Source organism: Rothia koreensis, from assembly GCF_004136575.1.
Lineage (GTDB): Bacteria > Actinomycetota > Actinomycetes > Actinomycetales > Micrococcaceae > Rothia > Rothia koreensis.
The window spans coordinates 1-15,420 of record NZ_NOIQ01000010.1 but is presented as its reverse complement, the minus strand read 5'-3'; the positions used below and the strand labels follow the sequence as shown (position 1 = coordinate 15,420).

Below are 15,420 nucleotides of genomic sequence, written 5' to 3'. Positions count from 1 at the left end.
CGAACAGCAGATAATCAGGCCTTTTCCGTGCGTAGCATCGAATCAAAGACGTACAAGGAGACCAACTATGTTTGAACGGTTTACGGACCGCGCACGGCGTGTTGTGGTGCTGGCTCAGGAAGAAGCCCGCATGCTCAACCACAATTACATCGGCACAGAACACCTGTTGCTGGGTCTGATCCATGAGGGCGAAGGAATCGCGGCCAAGGCCCTGGAGTCCATGGGCGTGACCCTCTCCGCCGTTCGTGAGCAGGTCCAGGACATCATCGGACCGGGCCAGCAGGCGCCCAGCGGGCACATCCCGTTCACGCCGCGGGCCAAGAAGGTCCTCGAGCTGTCCCTGCGCGAAGCGCTCCAGCTCGGACACAACTACATCGGAACCGAGCACATTCTGCTCGGCCTCATCAGGGCCGGCGAAGGCGTTGCCTCGCAGGTTCTGTCCAAGCTGGGCGCCGAGCCCTCGCGCGTGCGCCAGACGGTCATCGACATGATCTCCGGCTACCAGGGCGGATCGGGCGACTCGAAGGAAGCTGCCGGCGTGGGCGCGGGCGGCAAGGAAGGAGCCCCGGCGGGTTCCGCGGTGCTGGACCAGTTCGGCACGAACCTCACTGCCGCCGCCCGGGAGAGCAATCTCGACCCGGTGATCGGGCGCTACAAGGAGATGGAACGCGTGATGCAGGTCCTCTCCCGGCGCACCAAGAACAACCCCGTGCTGATCGGCGAGCCCGGAGTCGGCAAGACGGCCGTCGTCGAGGGCCTGGCCCAGGCGATCGTTCGTGGAGACGTCCCGGAGACGCTCAAGGACAAGCACCTGTACACGCTGGATCTCGGGTCCCTCGTGGCCGGTTCCCGCTACCGCGGCGACTTCGAGGAACGCCTCAAGAAGGTGCTCAAGGAGATCCGCACCCGCGGGGACATCATCCTGTTCATCGATGAGATCCACACGCTGGTGGGTGCGGGAGCGGCCGAAGGCGCCATAGACGCCGCGTCGATCCTCAAGCCCATGCTGGCCCGCGGTGAGTTGCAGACCATCGGTGCGACCACCCTGGACGAGTACCGCAAGCACATCGAGAAGGACGCCGCCCTCGAGCGTCGTTTCCAGCCGATTCAGGTCGACGAACCGTCGCAGGCGCACGCCGTCGAAATCCTCAAGGGCCTGCGGGACAAGTACGAGGCACACCACCGGGTCACGATTTCCGACGAGGCCCTCGAGGCGGCCGTGAGCCTGTCGGCCCGGTACATCTCGGACCGGTTCCTCCCGGACAAGGCGATCGACATGATCGACGAGGCCGGCGCCCGTCTGCGCATCAAGCGTCTGACCGCTCCGCCAGAGATCAAGGCCATCGAGGAACGGATCGCCGAGGTGAAGTCCCAGAAGGAGTCCGCGATCGACGGACAGGACTTCGAGAAGGCAGCTTCCCTGCGCGACAAGGAGCAGAAGCTCATCGCGGAGAAGGACGAGCAGGAGAAGAAGTGGAAGGAGAGCGACTCCGCCATGGGCGAGGTCACTCCGGACGTCATCTCCGAGGTTCTCTCCGCATCCACGGGCGTTCCGGTGTACAAGCTCACCGACGAGGAATCGGGCCGACTCCTCAACATGGAGGAGGAGCTGCACCGCCGGGTCATCGGTCAGGACAACGCCATCAAGGCGCTGTCCCGGTCGATCCGACGCACGCGTGCCGGGTTGAAGGATCCGCACCGTCCCGGTGGCTCGTTCATCTTCGCCGGACCCACGGGTGTCGGCAAGACCGAGCTGGCCAAGGCCCTGGCCCAGTTCCTGTTCGGCGACGACGACTCGCTGATCACGCTGGACATGTCCGAGTACCAGGAGAAGCACACGGTCTCTCGGCTGTTCGGTGCGCCCCCCGGATACGTCGGCTACGAAGAGGGCGGCCAGCTGACCGAGAAGGTCCGCCGCAAGCCCTTCTCCGTGGTCCTGTTCGACGAGGTCGAGAAGGCCCACGCGGACCTGTTCAACTCGTTGCTGCAGATCCTCGAGGACGGTCGCCTGACCGACTCGCAGGGACGCGTGGTGGACTTCAAGAACACCGTGATCATCATGACCACGAACCTGGGAACGAAGGACATCTCACGCCGGGTTCCCGTGGGCTTCCAGTCCCACGAGGATCCCACGACGAACTACGAGCGGATGCAGGCCAAGGTCCAGGAGGAGCTCAAGGAGCACTTCCGTCCGGAGTTCCTGAACCGCGTGGATGACATCATCGTCTTCCCGCAGCTGTCCGAGGAAGAGATCATCCAGATCGTCGACCTGTTCGTCGCCCGCCTCGCGGAGCGTCTGCGGGACCAGGACATGTCCATCGAGCTCACGGACGCCGCCAAGAAGCTCCTGGGGGAGCGTGGCTACGATCCGTCGATGGGTGCCCGCCCGCTGCGCCGCACGATGCAGCGCGAGATCGAGGACCAGATCTCCGAGAAGATCCTCTTCGGAGAGATCCAGGGCGGGGAGAAGATCACCGTGGATGCCGAGGGCGAAGGCAAGGACGCGAAGTTCCTCTTCTCCTCGCAGAAGATGTCCGAGCTGACGGATGACGGATTCGATTACGGTCAGGCCGAGTCCACGGAGTCGAACCCGGACACCCAGCAGCTCTCGCGTCCGTCCACGCCGCCGCGTTACGAAGGCGGCGACGGCGGCGGAGCGGCCGGGTCCGCGACCGCGTAGGAGCCCGTCCAGGCCGGAGCCGTCCGTCGGCCCCTGTGGGGCTCGGGCGAGCTCCGGAACTGGTCCGGTGCTCTGAGCCAGTGGCACCGCATGCACGAAGCGGGGTCGCCCTCCGGGGCGGCCCCGCTTCGTGCGTCTCGGGGCCGGCGCGTCGCGTCGGGGCCGCCCCGTGAGATCGAATGGTGCCGACGCCGGTCACGGGCGTAAACTCTGGGCGCATGACCAACCTGCGGATGCGACCTGCCAGAACTTCGGACGTCCACGAGATCAGGCGGCTCGTCGCACCGTACGTCACGTCCGGCGCGCTGATTTCCAAGGACGCGGTCGAGTATTTCGAGTCGATCCAGGAATTCATGGTGGTCGAAGACCTCGAAGCCCACGGCTCGGCACGGCTCATTGGTTGCGGTGCCCTGCACATCCTGTGGGAGGACCTGGGCGAGATCCGCACCCTCGCTGCGGACGAACGGGCGCGCGGGCGAGGCGTGGGGCGCATGCTGGTTCAGTCCTTGCTCGAACGGGCCCGAGGAATCGGCGTCGACCGCGTCTTCTGCCTGACGTTCGAGGTCGAATTCTTCCGGCGCATGGGCTTCGAGATCATGAGCAATCAAGAGACGATCGACCATGAGGTCTTCGCCGAGCTCCTGCGGTCCCATGACGAAGGCGTCGCAGAATTCCTGGATCTGGCGAGGGTGAAGCCGAATACCCTCGGCAACACCCGCATGCTTCGACACCTCTGACGCCGAATCCGGTCAGCCGGGAAGAGTCACACGGCCCTCGGGGTCTCGCGATGCCAGGGCGTCACGGACCAGTCCCTCGAGGCATCGCTCCAACTGGTCTCCCGGGGCACCGATGGCCCTCAGCTGTTCCATGGCGTGAGGCGCCCCCTTCCACGCGGTCCTTTCCGGGGACAGGAGGGCCTCCGGCGGGACCGGCTCCGTGGCCTCCCTGAGCACGGCCATCATGGCTCCCCGGGCCTGGCGGTCCGTGCCTTTCCACGCTTGCCCTCGGGGCACGTATTCCGGCTCGGGTCGACCCGCGGCCACCCACGCGCACTGGTCCAGCACGGGGCATATGTCGCACCGGGGAGATTTCGCGGTGCAGACCAGGGCTCCCAGTTCCATGACGGCGATGTTCCACCGGACGGCGGTTGCGTCGTCGTCGGGCATCAATGATTCGGCGAGTCTCGTCTCTGCCGCGGTCAGCCCCTTGGAAGGCAACGCCTTTCCGCTGATGGCGCGCGCCTGAACCCGTCGAATGTTGGTATCGATCACGGTTTGCCGGTCACCGAAGGCAAACACGGAAACGGCCGCGGCGGTGTAGGAGCCGACTCCCGGGAGGGCCAGGAGTTCGTCGTAGTCCGAGGGGACCTCGCCGCCGTGCCGCTCGACGATGGCCACCGCTGCGGCGTGCAGTCGAAGGGCCCTCCGGGGGTAACCGAGTCGACCCCACTCACGCACGGCGTCTCCCGTGGTCGCGGACGCCAGGTCCGACGGCTCGGGCCACAACTGCATCCATCGTTTCCATTGCGGAAGAACACGGACCACCGGGGTCTGCTGGAGCATGAACTCGCTGACCATGACCTGCCAGGGGGTACGGTCCGGTGCCCGCCACGGCAGGTCCCGAGCATTCCACGTGAACCAGTCGATGATGTGTCGATGCATCGTGCGGACGGTGTCCGGGTCGGGCCAGGGGGCGTGGTCCGCGGCGGCGTCGGCCTGTTCCGACGGTGCGGCCGGTGGATTCGAAAAATTCATGACGTGACCACTGTAGTGTGCCGGGTCCGTCCCTGGGTTGGGCTCTCCTTTTAGTAGCCTAGGACGCATGACAGAGTACGAAGACCCCACACCGGAGAACGGCGGCAACCAGGGCGGGTACCGGCGCGAATCGCCCGCGGTCTACCGCCGACGTCGGATCATCGCGCTGATCCTTGCTCTCCTGGTGATCGTGCTGGTCGTGTGGGGAGTCGTCTTCGCGGTGAACAAGATCGCCGCGAGCATCGGTGGCGGTTCCGGCGGGTCGTCCTCGCAGTCGTCGACCGACAATTTCGCCAGCTTCAGCGCCCGGCCCTCGCATTCGGCCTCGGGCTCGTCGGGTCCGAGCGGATCGGCGGGGCCTTCCGCGTCTGCATCCTCCTCGGACGGTGCGTCGGCCTCGGACAAGCCATCGGAGCAGGCGGAGGGGGACCAGAGCGAGAAGCCTGATCCCGAGGAGTCGAAGGCAGAAGCCGCCGCGACCACGGCGCCGACCGAGTCCAAGCCGGCCCAGCCCCGGGCTTGTGGCTCGAATATCCAGGTCAGCGCCAAACTGGACAAGGGGACGTACGGTCAGGGTGAGAATCCCGTCATGAGCACGACCGTCAAGAACTCCGGGGACAACCCGTGCAACGTCGATCTCGGTGCCAACAAGGTGACCTATGAGATCACGTCGGGTTCGGCCGAGGTGTACAGCACCTCCAAGTGCGGAGGCGATGGGGCGGCCAAGCAGTCCACCCTCGACGCGGGTTCGGCCCAGACCGTGTCACAGTCGTGGGACCGGTCCATCAATGCCCTCGGTTGCGGTGACGCGGCCCAACCGGCCCAGCCCGGCTACTACTGGTTGACGGTGTCCGTGAACGGCGTCCCGAGCGAGAAACAACAGATCGTTCTCGAGTAGAGGTGCAGGCCGCAGGGAGCGTCCGGCTCACGAGACGGGCGTCCCGAGAACGCCGGACCCTCTCCGCGGGCGGATTACATGAAGCGGTCGAGCAGGCTCGTCTCGGCCATGCGCGCCAGGGACTCGCGGATGCTCCTGGCCCGATATTCTCCGATGCCCTCGACGCTGCGCAGGTCGTCCACGTTGGCGGCCATGAGCGGTTGCAGGCCTTCGAAGCGGTCGACCAGGCGTTCGGAGACCGTGTGGGGAATGGACTTGACCCCGCTGAGCAGACGGTAGCCGCGAGGCTGCAACGTATAGTCCAGATCCCCTCCACCCGGTAGGCCGACGGCCCGGGCAATTGCTATGGGGTCGGCCAGTTCCACGGGGGAGAGGCTGCAGAGGCTCGCCTGGGCCCGTTCGGTCACATGGGACTCGTGGCCCGAGGGCAGGTAGTCCTTGAACACGAGCTCCGCGGTCGGCTGGTTCAGCACCAGTTCCTCGAGCTGCATGGCGATCATTCGTCCCTCGGCGCCCAGCTCGACGACGTTGTCCCCGATCTCTTCGGAGATCCGCCGGACCAGTTCCAGGCGCTGAAGGGCCAGGGCCACATTGCGGACGGTCACATCGGACTCGATTTCCAGAGCGGAGAGGTTGTTGAGTTCCTCGTTGAGACGGACGGTGTACCGTTCGAGGGTCTGGATGGCCTGGTTGGCCCGGCCCATGATTTCCTGGGACCCTTCCAGCGGGTACCGCTCGCCGTCCGCATAGATGGTGATGACTCCCATCGATTTCGACACCGAGATCACGGGGAACCCCGTTTGTTTGGCGACGCGTTCGGCGGTGCGGTGCCGTGTACCGGATTCTTCCGTGGTGATGGCGGGGTCGGGCATGAGCTGGACGCCCGCGTGATGGATCGTGCGGACTTCTCGATCGCAGACGATGGCTCCGTCCATCTTGGCGAGTTCGCGCAATCGGGTTCCGGTGAATTCGGTGTCGATGCTGAACCCGCCGCTGATGATTTCTTCGACCGTACGGTCCTTGCCCAGCACGATCAGAGCGCCCGTGCGGCCCTGGAGGATGCGATCGAGGCCGTCCCGGAGCTGTGTTCCGGGGGCCAACAGAGCCAACGTCTTCTTGAGCTGATCATTACGGGGAGAAACCACGATTCCAGCCTATCGTGTGGTCGCGCGTCTGCGGCTCAGGGCCGTCAGGAGCGTGAAGGGAAGAGGGTGTCGACGGCGTCCACCACGGAAGCCACTTCCTTGACGTGCACGCCCTCCGGCACCTCCCCGACGCCGGCCGGCGATGCGGGGACCATGACGTGGGTGAAGCCGAGCCGCGCGACTTCGTTGATGCGTTGACGAATTCCGGGCACCGCCCGGACCTCTCCGGCGAGCCCGACCTCACCGAATACCACGAGCCGGCGGGGAAGAGGCTTGTCCTCGGCCGCGGAAGCGAGCGCCATGACCGTGGCCAGGTCGGCCGCGGGTTCGTTGAGCCGCACCCCGCCGACCGTCGAGAGATAGCAATCCAGCTTGCCCACGTTGAACCCCGCGCGCCGTTGGAGCACGGCGAGCAGCATGGCGGTGCGCGCGGAATCCAGGCCGGCCGTGGCCCGCCGGGGCTGGGCCGTGGCGGATTCGTCCAGAAGTGCTTGGACCTCCGCCAACAATGGTCGCCTGCCCTCCATGGTGATCGTGAGACACGTTCCGGCGACCGGATGAGCCGTCCGGGATACAAAAAGGCCCGACGGATCGGAGACGCCTTCGATGCCGTCCTCGAGCAGATCGAAGCAGCCGACCTCGTCCGTGGGGCCGAAGCGGTTCTTGACCGCACGGAGCATTCGGATGCGCGAGTTCTTGTCTCCCTCGAACTGGCACACGACATCCACGAGGTGCTCGAGGAGGCGGGGTCCCGCGATGGTTCCCTCCTTGGTCACGTGGCCCACCAGCAACGTGGTCATGTTCCGTTTCTTGGCCTCGGCGATGATCGAGGCCGCGACCTCACGGACCTGGGTCACGCCGCCGGCTGCGCCCTCCACCTCGGCGCTCGCCAGGGTCTGCACCGAATCGACGACCAACAGGCTGGGGGAGACCTTGTCCATGTGCGCCAAAGCCGCGCCCAAGTCGGTTTCCGAGGCCAGGTACAGCGTGTCCGCAACCGCTCCGATACGATCCGCCCGGAGTTTGACCTGGGCCGCCGACTCCTCGCCGGTCACGTACAGGACATCGTGGGCCGGGTGGCCTCCCTCGCTGGGATCCGCCCCGGACGACGTCGAGCCGGACTCCGCGGCACCGGCGCCCTGGCCGAACGACGTTCCGCGCGCGAACGTCGATGCCACGTCCAGGAGCAGGGTCGACTTGCCGACACCCGGTTCTCCCGCCATCAGAATCACGGCGCCCGGGACCAGACCGCCGCCGAGGACCCGATCGAATTCCTGGATTCCCGTGCTGGAGAACTGGGCGAGAGACGCGTCCACGTCCCCGATCGGACGGGCCGGGGTTTCGACCGTACGTGCCGCGCTGGTCCGTGCGACCGTGGGTCCTCCGGCCTCTTCGACGGTTCCCCATTGCTGGCACTCTCCGCAGCGGCCGACCCATTTGGCCGTGGTCCAGCCGCATTCGCGGCATCGGTACATATTGGTGTTCTTGGATGTTTTCCGTGCGGGGCTCATACCGAAATCGTACGGGGGCCGACTGACAACTTAGGAGTCGTGGTCGTCGTCCTCCGGGTCGATCACCTCGATCGCCTCGGTCAGTTCCTGTCGGATCGTGGCCAGCACGTTGCCCGCGGACTTCTGGTCCATCCCCGTCATGACCAGAAGGTCCACGGTCAGCGGACGGATGATCATCACGAGCGCCTCGCCCTGATACGTCCGCACGCCCAGGGCCTGAGGATCGAGTTTGGCCGCCGTCGAGCTCAGCTCCACGCGAGCCCGGCGACGCATGACCTCTCGTGCGTCTTCGGTGTCGGACTTCAGCGACAGTCCGAGAAGGTCGACCGCTTCGGACAGTTCGAGCAGTACATCGCGGAGGGAGACAATTGCTTCCTCCCGCAACTGGACCGTGTCGATCACGTTGGCGATCCGTCGGATCAGGACGCGCGCATTGCGGATCGCGTAATCGATTCCGTGCAGGGCGCGCTCGTAGTCGCGAATGTCCCTCAGCGCCTGACGTCGCGTGAGGGCGACCCGCGCGAGACCCTTGCTCGTCTTGAGGGAGTTCTCGACCTGGTCCAGGAGGGGCTGGGTCTTGCGCGCGCGAGACAGCGCATACCAGGCCCGGGCGGCGTCGTAATCGCCGATGGCCTCGCTCGCTTCCCGCAGGATCCGTGAGAATTCTCGGACCAGATTCTTCATCTCGTCCTTGGGCTGACGCCTCGGGTCCTGGGGCACCAGGGCCATGACCAGCAGGGCGCACAGACCGCCGACGACGGCGTCGAAGCTCCGCGCGAACGGGCCGTCGATTGCAGGGGGAAGCAGTACCACCAGGACAGCCTGCAATCCCATCTGCGTCGAGAAGATGGTCCCGTTGTCCAGGAAGCGGGCGAGCAGCAGGGAGAACAACAGGACCAGTGATGCCTGGAGCGGGCCCCTGCCGAGAAAATACATCAAGAAGTCGCCCACGGCGATGCCCAGAGTGCAGCCTATGGCCACCTCCATGATGCGGCGCATGTGGTTTCCGCCGCGCACGTACCCGAGGGAAACGATCGCCGCCGTTGCGGCAAAGAGCGGCTGGTGGTGGCTCAACAGGACCTCGGCAATGAAATAGGCGCCGACGGCGGCCACCGTGATCTGCACTGACTGGAACAGGCCACTGCGAACTCGCGACATTCCCAAACGCGCACGCGAGACGAGCTGACGGCGCGAGGACCGTGCCCTCTCCCTGACCGAGATTCGTCTCATGGGGCAATCATAGTTTGTCGACGTCGCGCGTTCGTTCCAGAGTTCATCCGCAGTTCACCGGATCCGGGTCCGGGGGATACCTGTCCTCCGTAGCGTGCCGAGTACGGGCGCCAGGAGCCTCCGGCCACCTGGCCAGACCGAGTCCGGGCAGACCAGGCACCGGTCACATCACAATCACTGAGCCGTTCCGATCCGCTTCGACAGGCAGCGGAGGACGGTCGACGACTCTTGAAGGGGTACCTTTCGTGAAGATCTCTCGCATCGGGCGTTTCGCCGCTATCGCAGCAGTAGGAACCATCGCGCTGACGGCGTGCGGCTCGGACAACGCCACGGGCGAAGCCGGCACCGGATCATCCTCGGCAGGGGCGGACGTCAAAGGCACCCTGTCCGGCGTGGGGTCATCCGCACAGCAGGCCGCCATGACCCAATGGCAGACGGATTTCCAGAGTGACAATTCCGGCGCCAACGTCCAGTACTCTCCGGACGGATCGGGCGCGGGACGCAAGGCCTTCCTCTCGGGCGGCGCCAACTTCGCGGGCTCCGATGCGCACCTGGACGACGACGAATACAACCAGGCCAAGGATCAGTGCGGCCCCGACGGCGCGATGGACATCCCCGTGTACGTGTCCCCGATCGCCGTCGCCTTCAACGTGAAGGGTGTCGACTCGCTCAACCTGGACCCGGCCACCATCGCCAAGATCTTCAAGGGCGAGATCTCCACATGGAACGACCCGGAGATCAAGAAGCAGAACGAGGATGCCAAGCTGCCGGACACCCCGATCAACGTCGTCCACCGCTCGGACAACTCCGGCACGACCGAGAACTTCACCGAGTACCTCTCGAAGGCCTCCGGCGGAGCCTGGGACAAGGAGCCTTCGGGTGATTGGCCGAGCGACTTCAAGGGCGAGGCCAACAAGGGGACATCGGGCGTGGTCTCCACGACCCAGAGCACGGACGGGGCCATCACCTACGCGGATGAGTCCGCCGTCGGCGACCTCTCCACCGCCAAGGTCAAGGACGGAGACGACTACGTCAAGGTCTCCGCCGATTCCGCGGCCAAGGCCGTGGAGCAGTCCGACAAGGTTCAGGGACGCGGCGAGCACGACATGTCCCTCGAGCTGAACCGGACCCCGAACGATGGTTCCTACCCGATCGTCCTGGTCTCGTACCACGTGGTCTGCTCCGCCTACAAGGACCAGGAGACCGCGGATCTGGTCAAGGCCTTCGAGAACTACGTGGTCAGCGAGGACGGCCAGAAGTCGGCCGCCAGCGCTGCGAAGTCGGCGGTCCTCCCTGAGAGTATGCGTGAGGACGCCAAGAAGGCCATCGACTCGATCACGACCAAGTAGCGGACCCAGAGGATCCCATAGCGTCGTATTCCCATCGGGGCATATCGTGTCCTGGTGGGAATTCGGCGCATCGACCACAACCGACCACCAGAGAGTACTCGAGGTTTCATGTCTCACTCTTCTTCGACGGTTCCCGAGTTCAGCACACCGACCGGGGACCAACCCGGGCAAGGGGACGAGAACAGCGATCATCGACGTGAGGGCCACGTCGCGATCGGAGACGCCAAGGGCGGCCCGGCGCAGGACCGAGTGTTCGCCGGCGTCACGCTGGTCGCCGGTGCGATCATTCTGGTGGTCCTGGCGGCCGTCGCCTTCTTCCTGACCTGGCAGGCCTCTCCGATCTTCGGTGCGGCCTCGAGCGAGGTCACGGGCGGAAAAGGTTTCCTGTCCTACATCTGGCCGCTCGTGGTCGGGACTCTGATCGCTTCCGTGATCGCCCTCCTTCTGGCGACGCCGGTGGGCATCGGCGTCGCCCTGTACATCTCGCACTATGCCCCGCCCCGATTCGCCAAGGGCGTCGGGTACGTGATCGATCTCTTGGCGGCGATCCCCTCGGTGATTTTCGGAGCGTGGGGTGCCTCCGTGCTGGCGCCGAAGATCGTGCCCTTCTACGACTGGTTGTCCGGAATCCTCGGTTTCCTGCCGATCTTCGAGGGGCCTCCGACGGCGACCGGCAAGACCATTCTCACCGCCGGGATCGTTCTGGCGATCATGATCCTGCCGATCATCACAGCAATGTGCCGCGAGATCTTCGCCCAGACCCCGGTTCTGCAGCAGGAGGCCGCGCTCGGTCTGGGGGCGACCCGCTGGGAAATGGTCCGCATGACAGTCTTCCCCTTCGCGAGAGCCGGCATCATTTCCTCGGTCATGCTCGCCCTCGGGCGCGCGATGGGGGAGACCATGGCCGTGACGCTTGTTCTTTCGGGCGGCCCCTTCAACCCCTCGCTCATCCAGTCCGGAAACCAGACGGTCGCCTCCGAGATCGCCCTCAACTTCCCGGAAGCCTACGGACTGCGCCTCAATGAGCTGATCGCGGCCGGTCTGGTCCTGTTCGTGATCACCCTGGTGGTCAACCTGCTCGCGCGCCTGGTGATCAGCCGGTACAAGGAATTCTCGGGAGCCAACTCATGAGCATCGCAACGACCTCCTCGAAACTCATCGGGCGGCAGGCACCCCGATGGCTGCCCCTGCTCATTGGCCTGTGTGCGCTGATTCTGGGTGCGGCGCTGTCCGCCCTGATCGGGTTCAGCATCGGCCTGTGGGCAGTCTTCGCCGGGCTCATTTTCGTGATCGCCGGGCCCGTCGTCGTCGGGATGCTCGAAGGCTCGCGCAAGGGGAAGGACGCCTTCGCCCGCTACCTGATTTACGGTGCTTTCCTGCTGGCCCTGATACCCCTGGTTTCGGTCATCTGGGTGGTTCTCGGCCGTGGCGTCCCCGGCCTCTCGGGAAATCTGTTGGGGACCTCGATGAACGGCGTCAGCGGCGTCACCGACAACGAGGCCGCCCAGGGCGGACCGGCCTACGGCGGCGCCTACCACGCGATCGTGGGAACCGTCATGATCACGTTCTGGGCGACGCTCATGTCGGTCCCGATCGGGTTGCTCACGGCCGTGTTCCTGACCGAATACAGCGACAGCAACCGTGCGTTCCGGTGGATGGGGCGGGTCATCACGTTCCTGGTCGACGTCATGACGGGAATACCGTCGATCGTCGCGGGCCTGTTCGCGGTCGCGCTCTTCGTCCAGGTCCTGGGAGACCCCTCGGCGAGATTCGGGTTCATCGCGTCGATCGCGCTGTCCGTGCTCATGATTCCCACGGTCGTGCGCAACACGGAAGAAATGCTCAAAATCGTTCCGAATGAATTGCGGGAGGCATCCTACGCACTGGGCGTCCGGAAATGGCGAACGATCACCAAGGTCGTGATCCCGACGGCGATGTCCGGCATCTCCTCGGGCGTGACCCTGGCCATCGCCCGTGTGATCGGCGAGACCGCACCGATCCTGGTCACGGCCGGCTTCGTGGCGAGCATCAATTTCAACGCGTTCAGCGGATGGATGACCACGTTGCCGACGTTCATCTATTACCAGATCATGAACCCGACGTCGCCGACCAATCCGCAGGTCTCCGAGGATCGTGCCTGGGCCTCCGCCCTGATCCTGATCATTCTGGTGATGATCCTCAACCTCGCAGCCCGCCTGATCGCCAAGATCTTCGCCCCCAAAACCGGTCGCTGAATACCGCGAACCGCAGCAAAGGAAAATCATGTCAAAGCGTATCGACGTCGAACACCTCAAGGTCTACTACGGGGACTTCCTGGCCGTCGACGACATCACCATGCAGATCGAGCCCCGGGCGGTGACGGCGTTCATCGGACCGTCCGGCTGCGGCAAATCGACGTTCCTTCGCACCCTGAATCGGATGCACGAAGTCATCCCCGGGGCCTACGTCGAGGGCAAGGTCAACCTCGACGGCGAGAACCTCTATGCCAAGGGCGTCGACCCGGTTCGGGTGCGGTCGCAAGTGGGCATGGTCTTCCAGCGGCCCAACCCCTTCCCGACCATGTCGATCCGGGACAACGTGTTGGCCGGCGTCAAGCTGAACTCCCGCAGAATCGCGCGCTCGGACGCGGACGAACTCGTGGAATCCTCCCTCAGGAGCGCCAACCTGTGGAATGAGGTCAAGGACCGCCTGGACAAGCCGGGCTCGGGGCTGTCGGGAGGGCAGCAGCAGCGACTCTGCATCGCCCGGAGCATCGCGGTCCGCCCGGATGTGATCCTCATGGACGAACCGTGCTCTGCCCTCGACCCGATCTCGACCCTCGCGGTCGAAGACCTCATCAACGAGCTCAAGGCCGAATACACGGTCGTCATCGTCACGCACAACATGCAGCAGGCCGCGAGGGTCTCCGACAAGACGGCGTTCTTCAATATCGCGGGCACCGGCAAGCCCGGCCGTCTGATCGAATACGCTCCGACCCAGGAGATCTTCAACAAACCCCAGGAGAAGGCCACGGAGGATTACGTGTCCGGCCGCTTCGGCTGATCGTGGGCCGTGACCGTGGGTTGTGCACCCGTGGTTCGGGCCAGGGCGGTCACAGAAGCGGCGACAGTGCGAGGAAGAAGATCGCGGAAACCACGACGGTCACCGGTATGGTCACGACCCAGGTCACCACCAGTCGAAACGCCGTATTGGCCCGCACCGCGTGAAATCGTTGATTGGACCCGGCCCCGAGCACGGCCGAGGCCGCCAGGTGCGAGGACGAGAACGGATCCCGGGCCACGGCTCCCGTACCGAAGATGAGCACGCTCGTCACGGCCTGGGCCACTGCCCCGCGGAAAGGATCCAGGGCGACCAGGCGGTCCGTGAACGTGTGTCCGATGCGCCAGCTGCCGAGCAGGGTTCCGACGGCCATCATGAGGGCCAGGAGGGCACACAACAGGGTTGTCTGGGGCGTGCTGATGTCACGGCCGATCGACAACCACATCAGGGTCCCGATCACCAGGCTGCGGTGCCCGAAGTAGATGCCGTGGCCCAGCGAGATGAGGGATGTGCTCAGCGACAGCACATACCGTGACCGACGATGGATTTGTCGGGGGCTCGTGTGCTGGAGCAGGCGCACCAGAGGAATCACCACGGCCCAGGCCACGCCGAAGGCCACGAGCGGGGCCAGGACCAACGGCAGGATGACGTCGCCGACCATGGTCAGGCCGAGGTGCAGGTGGTTTCCGAGACCGACCTGGTTCGTTGCCCAGAGGCCCCCGAAGACCCCGCCGATCAGGGCATTGGTCGAGGACGACGGCGAACGCCGCCACCAGGTGAAGATTTCCCACAGGATCACGGTCAGCAGCGCAGCGGTCAGCACCGCGAGCCCGACGTCGTCGTGAGGAATCGTGAGCCACTGGTCAGAGGTGAGGGACAGAGTCACCGATCCCACGACCAGCCCCACCACGTTGAAGGCAGCGCAGACGATGAGCGCCACTCGGGGCGTCAGGGCGCGGGCGGACACCGGGACGGCCACGGCATTCGAGGCATCGTGGAAACACCCGATGGCGGTGTACCCCAGAAGGAAGAGACCGCACAGGACGAAAAGGAAGTACTCCACGCCTCAGGACTCCTGGACGAGGATGCGGCCGACGTCGGTGGCCACCTCCCGCACGCTGAGCGACGCCGCCTGCAACTGGGCCGTGAACTGGGCTTCCTTGATGTAGGCGGCCGGCTTGAGGCGGTCCATCATGTCCGCCTGGTACAGATTCGTGGTCCGGATCGACTGCTTCGACATGCGCAGCACCTCGACCCAGTACTCGTCCAGGCCTTCGAGGTCGGAGAGATGACGCATCGCCTCGGCGGTCAGGGAGGCCTGGCGCTGGAGGAGGTCCAGGAGATCGGAAGCGCGATTGGAAAAGCGGTCCAGGCTGTGGATCTTGATGATGTGCGACGCCGAGGTGAGGGACTCCGTGGCCTGATTGAGACGCTGACCGAGCCGGTACAGGTCGGCGCGCGGAAGAGGCAGAACGAAGGCGCTGCGCACCGTGGTCATCAGGGCAAAGAACGCGTCCGTCGAGCGCCCCTCGATTTCCAGGGCCTGTTCGAAGCCCTGATCATGGTCGGAAACCGGCGACCCCATCATGCGGGACGCCGAGGAGGTTGAGTCGACAACCAGTTGCGCCATGTCCGAGAGCAGCTCGAGGGCCTTGTTCTCCTGGGGGAATAAGCGAAGTGCCACGCTCTGCCTTCCAAGATGGTGGTGGGGTGATCATTCCCAAGATAACCGCACTTGGTTAACAAGCTCGACTTGGGGCTTTCATGACGCACGGGGCCGCGGGCGGGCCTGCGGGGCCTGCGGGGCCTGGGGG

General features: G+C 65.2%; 13 protein-coding genes. 7 read left to right on the top strand and 6 right to left on the bottom strand.

The features are described from left to right. Window positions 1-67: 67 nt before the first annotated feature. On the top strand, window positions 68-2,680 hold the full coding sequence (locus EWU68_RS08220) for an ATP-dependent Clp protease ATP-binding subunit (RefSeq protein WP_129315652.1): 2,613 nt from the start codon (window positions 68-70) through the stop codon (window positions 2,678-2,680). Window positions 2,681-2,898: 218 nt separating this feature from the next. Beyond that, window positions 2,899-3,417 (top strand): amino-acid N-acetyltransferase, encoded by a 519-nt coding sequence (locus tag EWU68_RS08215; protein ID WP_129315651.1) that lies wholly within the window; start codon window positions 2,899-2,901, stop codon window positions 3,415-3,417. A gap of 12 nt (window positions 3,418-3,429) precedes the next feature. On the opposite strand, the gene EWU68_RS08210 is transcribed toward EWU68_RS08215, so the two are convergent. Then, complete coding sequence (locus EWU68_RS08210) at window positions 3,430-4,434, bottom strand: HhH-GPD family protein (RefSeq protein WP_193554042.1); 1,005 nt, start codon at window positions 4,432-4,434, stop codon at window positions 3,430-3,432. Window positions 4,435-4,501: 67 nt separating this feature from the next. On the opposite strand from EWU68_RS08210, the gene EWU68_RS08205 reads away from it, so the two are divergent. Next, entirely contained in the window at window positions 4,502-5,332 is an 831-nt protein-coding gene (locus EWU68_RS08205; protein ID WP_129315649.1) for a hypothetical protein, read from the top strand. Between the two features lie 74 nt (window positions 5,333-5,406). Here the strand turns inward: EWU68_RS08205 and disA are convergent, their stop codons facing one another. The 3 genes from disA to EWU68_RS08190 are packed head-to-tail and all read right to left on the bottom strand — an operon-like array spanning window position 5,407 to window position 9,218. Further along, window positions 5,407-6,477: a DNA integrity scanning diadenylate cyclase DisA gene (disA, locus tag EWU68_RS08200; RefSeq protein ID WP_397555695.1), complete on the bottom strand. Its 1,071-nt coding sequence runs from the start codon at window positions 6,475-6,477 to the stop codon at window positions 5,407-5,409. 44 nt (window positions 6,478-6,521) lie between these two features. Further along, window positions 6,522-7,988, bottom strand: a complete 1,467-nt coding sequence (locus tag EWU68_RS08195; RefSeq protein ID WP_129315647.1) for a DNA repair protein RadA — start codon at window positions 7,986-7,988, stop codon at window positions 6,522-6,524. A gap of 30 nt (window positions 7,989-8,018) precedes the next feature. Further along, window positions 8,019-9,218 (bottom strand): FUSC family protein, encoded by a 1,200-nt coding sequence (locus EWU68_RS08190; protein WP_238692384.1) that lies wholly within the window; start codon window positions 9,216-9,218, stop codon window positions 8,019-8,021. Window positions 9,219-9,463: 245 nt separating this feature from the next. Here EWU68_RS08190 and pstS point away from each other — a divergent pair, with 245 nt between their 5' ends. The 4 genes from pstS to pstB all read left to right on the top strand — a co-directional run bounded on the left by pstS (window position 9,464) and on the right by pstB (window position 13,609). Beyond that, the gene (pstS, locus tag EWU68_RS08185) at window positions 9,464-10,567 is read left to right on the top strand and encodes a phosphate ABC transporter substrate-binding protein PstS (protein WP_129315646.1); all 1,104 of its coding nucleotides are present in this window, start codon (window positions 9,464-9,466) and stop codon (window positions 10,565-10,567) included. A gap of 108 nt (window positions 10,568-10,675) precedes the next feature. After that, window positions 10,676-11,698 carry a phosphate ABC transporter permease subunit PstC gene (gene pstC, locus EWU68_RS08180; RefSeq protein ID WP_129315645.1) on the top strand — a complete coding sequence of 341 codons (1,023 nt, stop codon included), beginning with the start codon at window positions 10,676-10,678 and terminating at the stop codon, window positions 11,696-11,698. Further along, window positions 11,695-12,801, top strand: coding sequence for a phosphate ABC transporter permease PstA (gene pstA / locus EWU68_RS08175; RefSeq protein ID WP_129315644.1), 1,107 nt, complete (start codon window positions 11,695-11,697; stop codon window positions 12,799-12,801). The genes pstC and pstA overlap by 4 nt, the downstream gene beginning before the upstream one ends. A 28-nt stretch (window positions 12,802-12,829) precedes the next feature. Then, the gene (gene pstB, locus EWU68_RS08170; protein ID WP_129315643.1) at window positions 12,830-13,609 is read left to right on the top strand and encodes a phosphate ABC transporter ATP-binding protein PstB; all 780 of its coding nucleotides are present in this window, start codon (window positions 12,830-12,832) and stop codon (window positions 13,607-13,609) included. A gap of 49 nt (window positions 13,610-13,658) precedes the next feature. On the opposite strand, the gene EWU68_RS08165 is transcribed toward pstB, so the two are convergent. Both EWU68_RS08165 and EWU68_RS08160 read right to left on the bottom strand, forming a co-directional pair. Next, window positions 13,659-14,669 (bottom strand): inorganic phosphate transporter, encoded by a 1,011-nt coding sequence (locus EWU68_RS08165; protein ID WP_129315642.1) that lies wholly within the window; start codon window positions 14,667-14,669, stop codon window positions 13,659-13,661. Between the two features lie 3 nt (window positions 14,670-14,672). Beyond that, on the bottom strand, window positions 14,673-15,290 hold the full coding sequence (locus EWU68_RS08160; RefSeq protein ID WP_129315641.1) for a phosphate transport regulator: 618 nt from the start codon (window positions 15,288-15,290) through the stop codon (window positions 14,673-14,675). Window positions 15,291-15,420: the final 130 nt, after the last annotated feature.

Excerpts from the sequence above, each read along its gene's own strand:
- EWU68_RS08205 (WP_129315649.1), top strand. The coding sequence starts at position 4,502 with ATGACAGAGTACGAAGACCCCACACCGGAGAACGGCGGCAACCAGGGC.
- EWU68_RS08190 (WP_238692384.1), bottom strand. The coding sequence starts at position 9,218 with ATGAGACGAATCTCGGTCAGGGAGAGGGCACGGTCCTCGCGCCGTCAG.
- EWU68_RS08195 (WP_129315647.1), bottom strand. The coding sequence starts at position 7,988 with ATGAGCCCCGCACGGAAAACATCCAAGAACACCAATATGTACCGATGC.
- pstC (WP_129315645.1), top strand. The coding sequence starts at position 10,676 with ATGTCTCACTCTTCTTCGACGGTTCCCGAGTTCAGCACACCGACCGGG.
- EWU68_RS08210 (WP_193554042.1), bottom strand. The coding sequence starts at position 4,434 with ATGAATTTTTCGAATCCACCGGCCGCACCGTCGGAACAGGCCGACGCC.
- EWU68_RS08215 (WP_129315651.1), top strand. The coding sequence starts at position 2,899 with ATGACCAACCTGCGGATGCGACCTGCCAGAACTTCGGACGTCCACGAG.
- pstB (WP_129315643.1), top strand. The coding sequence starts at position 12,830 with ATGTCAAAGCGTATCGACGTCGAACACCTCAAGGTCTACTACGGGGAC.
- EWU68_RS08220 (WP_129315652.1), top strand. The coding sequence starts at position 68 with ATGTTTGAACGGTTTACGGACCGCGCACGGCGTGTTGTGGTGCTGGCT.
- pstA (WP_129315644.1), top strand. The coding sequence starts at position 11,695 with ATGAGCATCGCAACGACCTCCTCGAAACTCATCGGGCGGCAGGCACCC.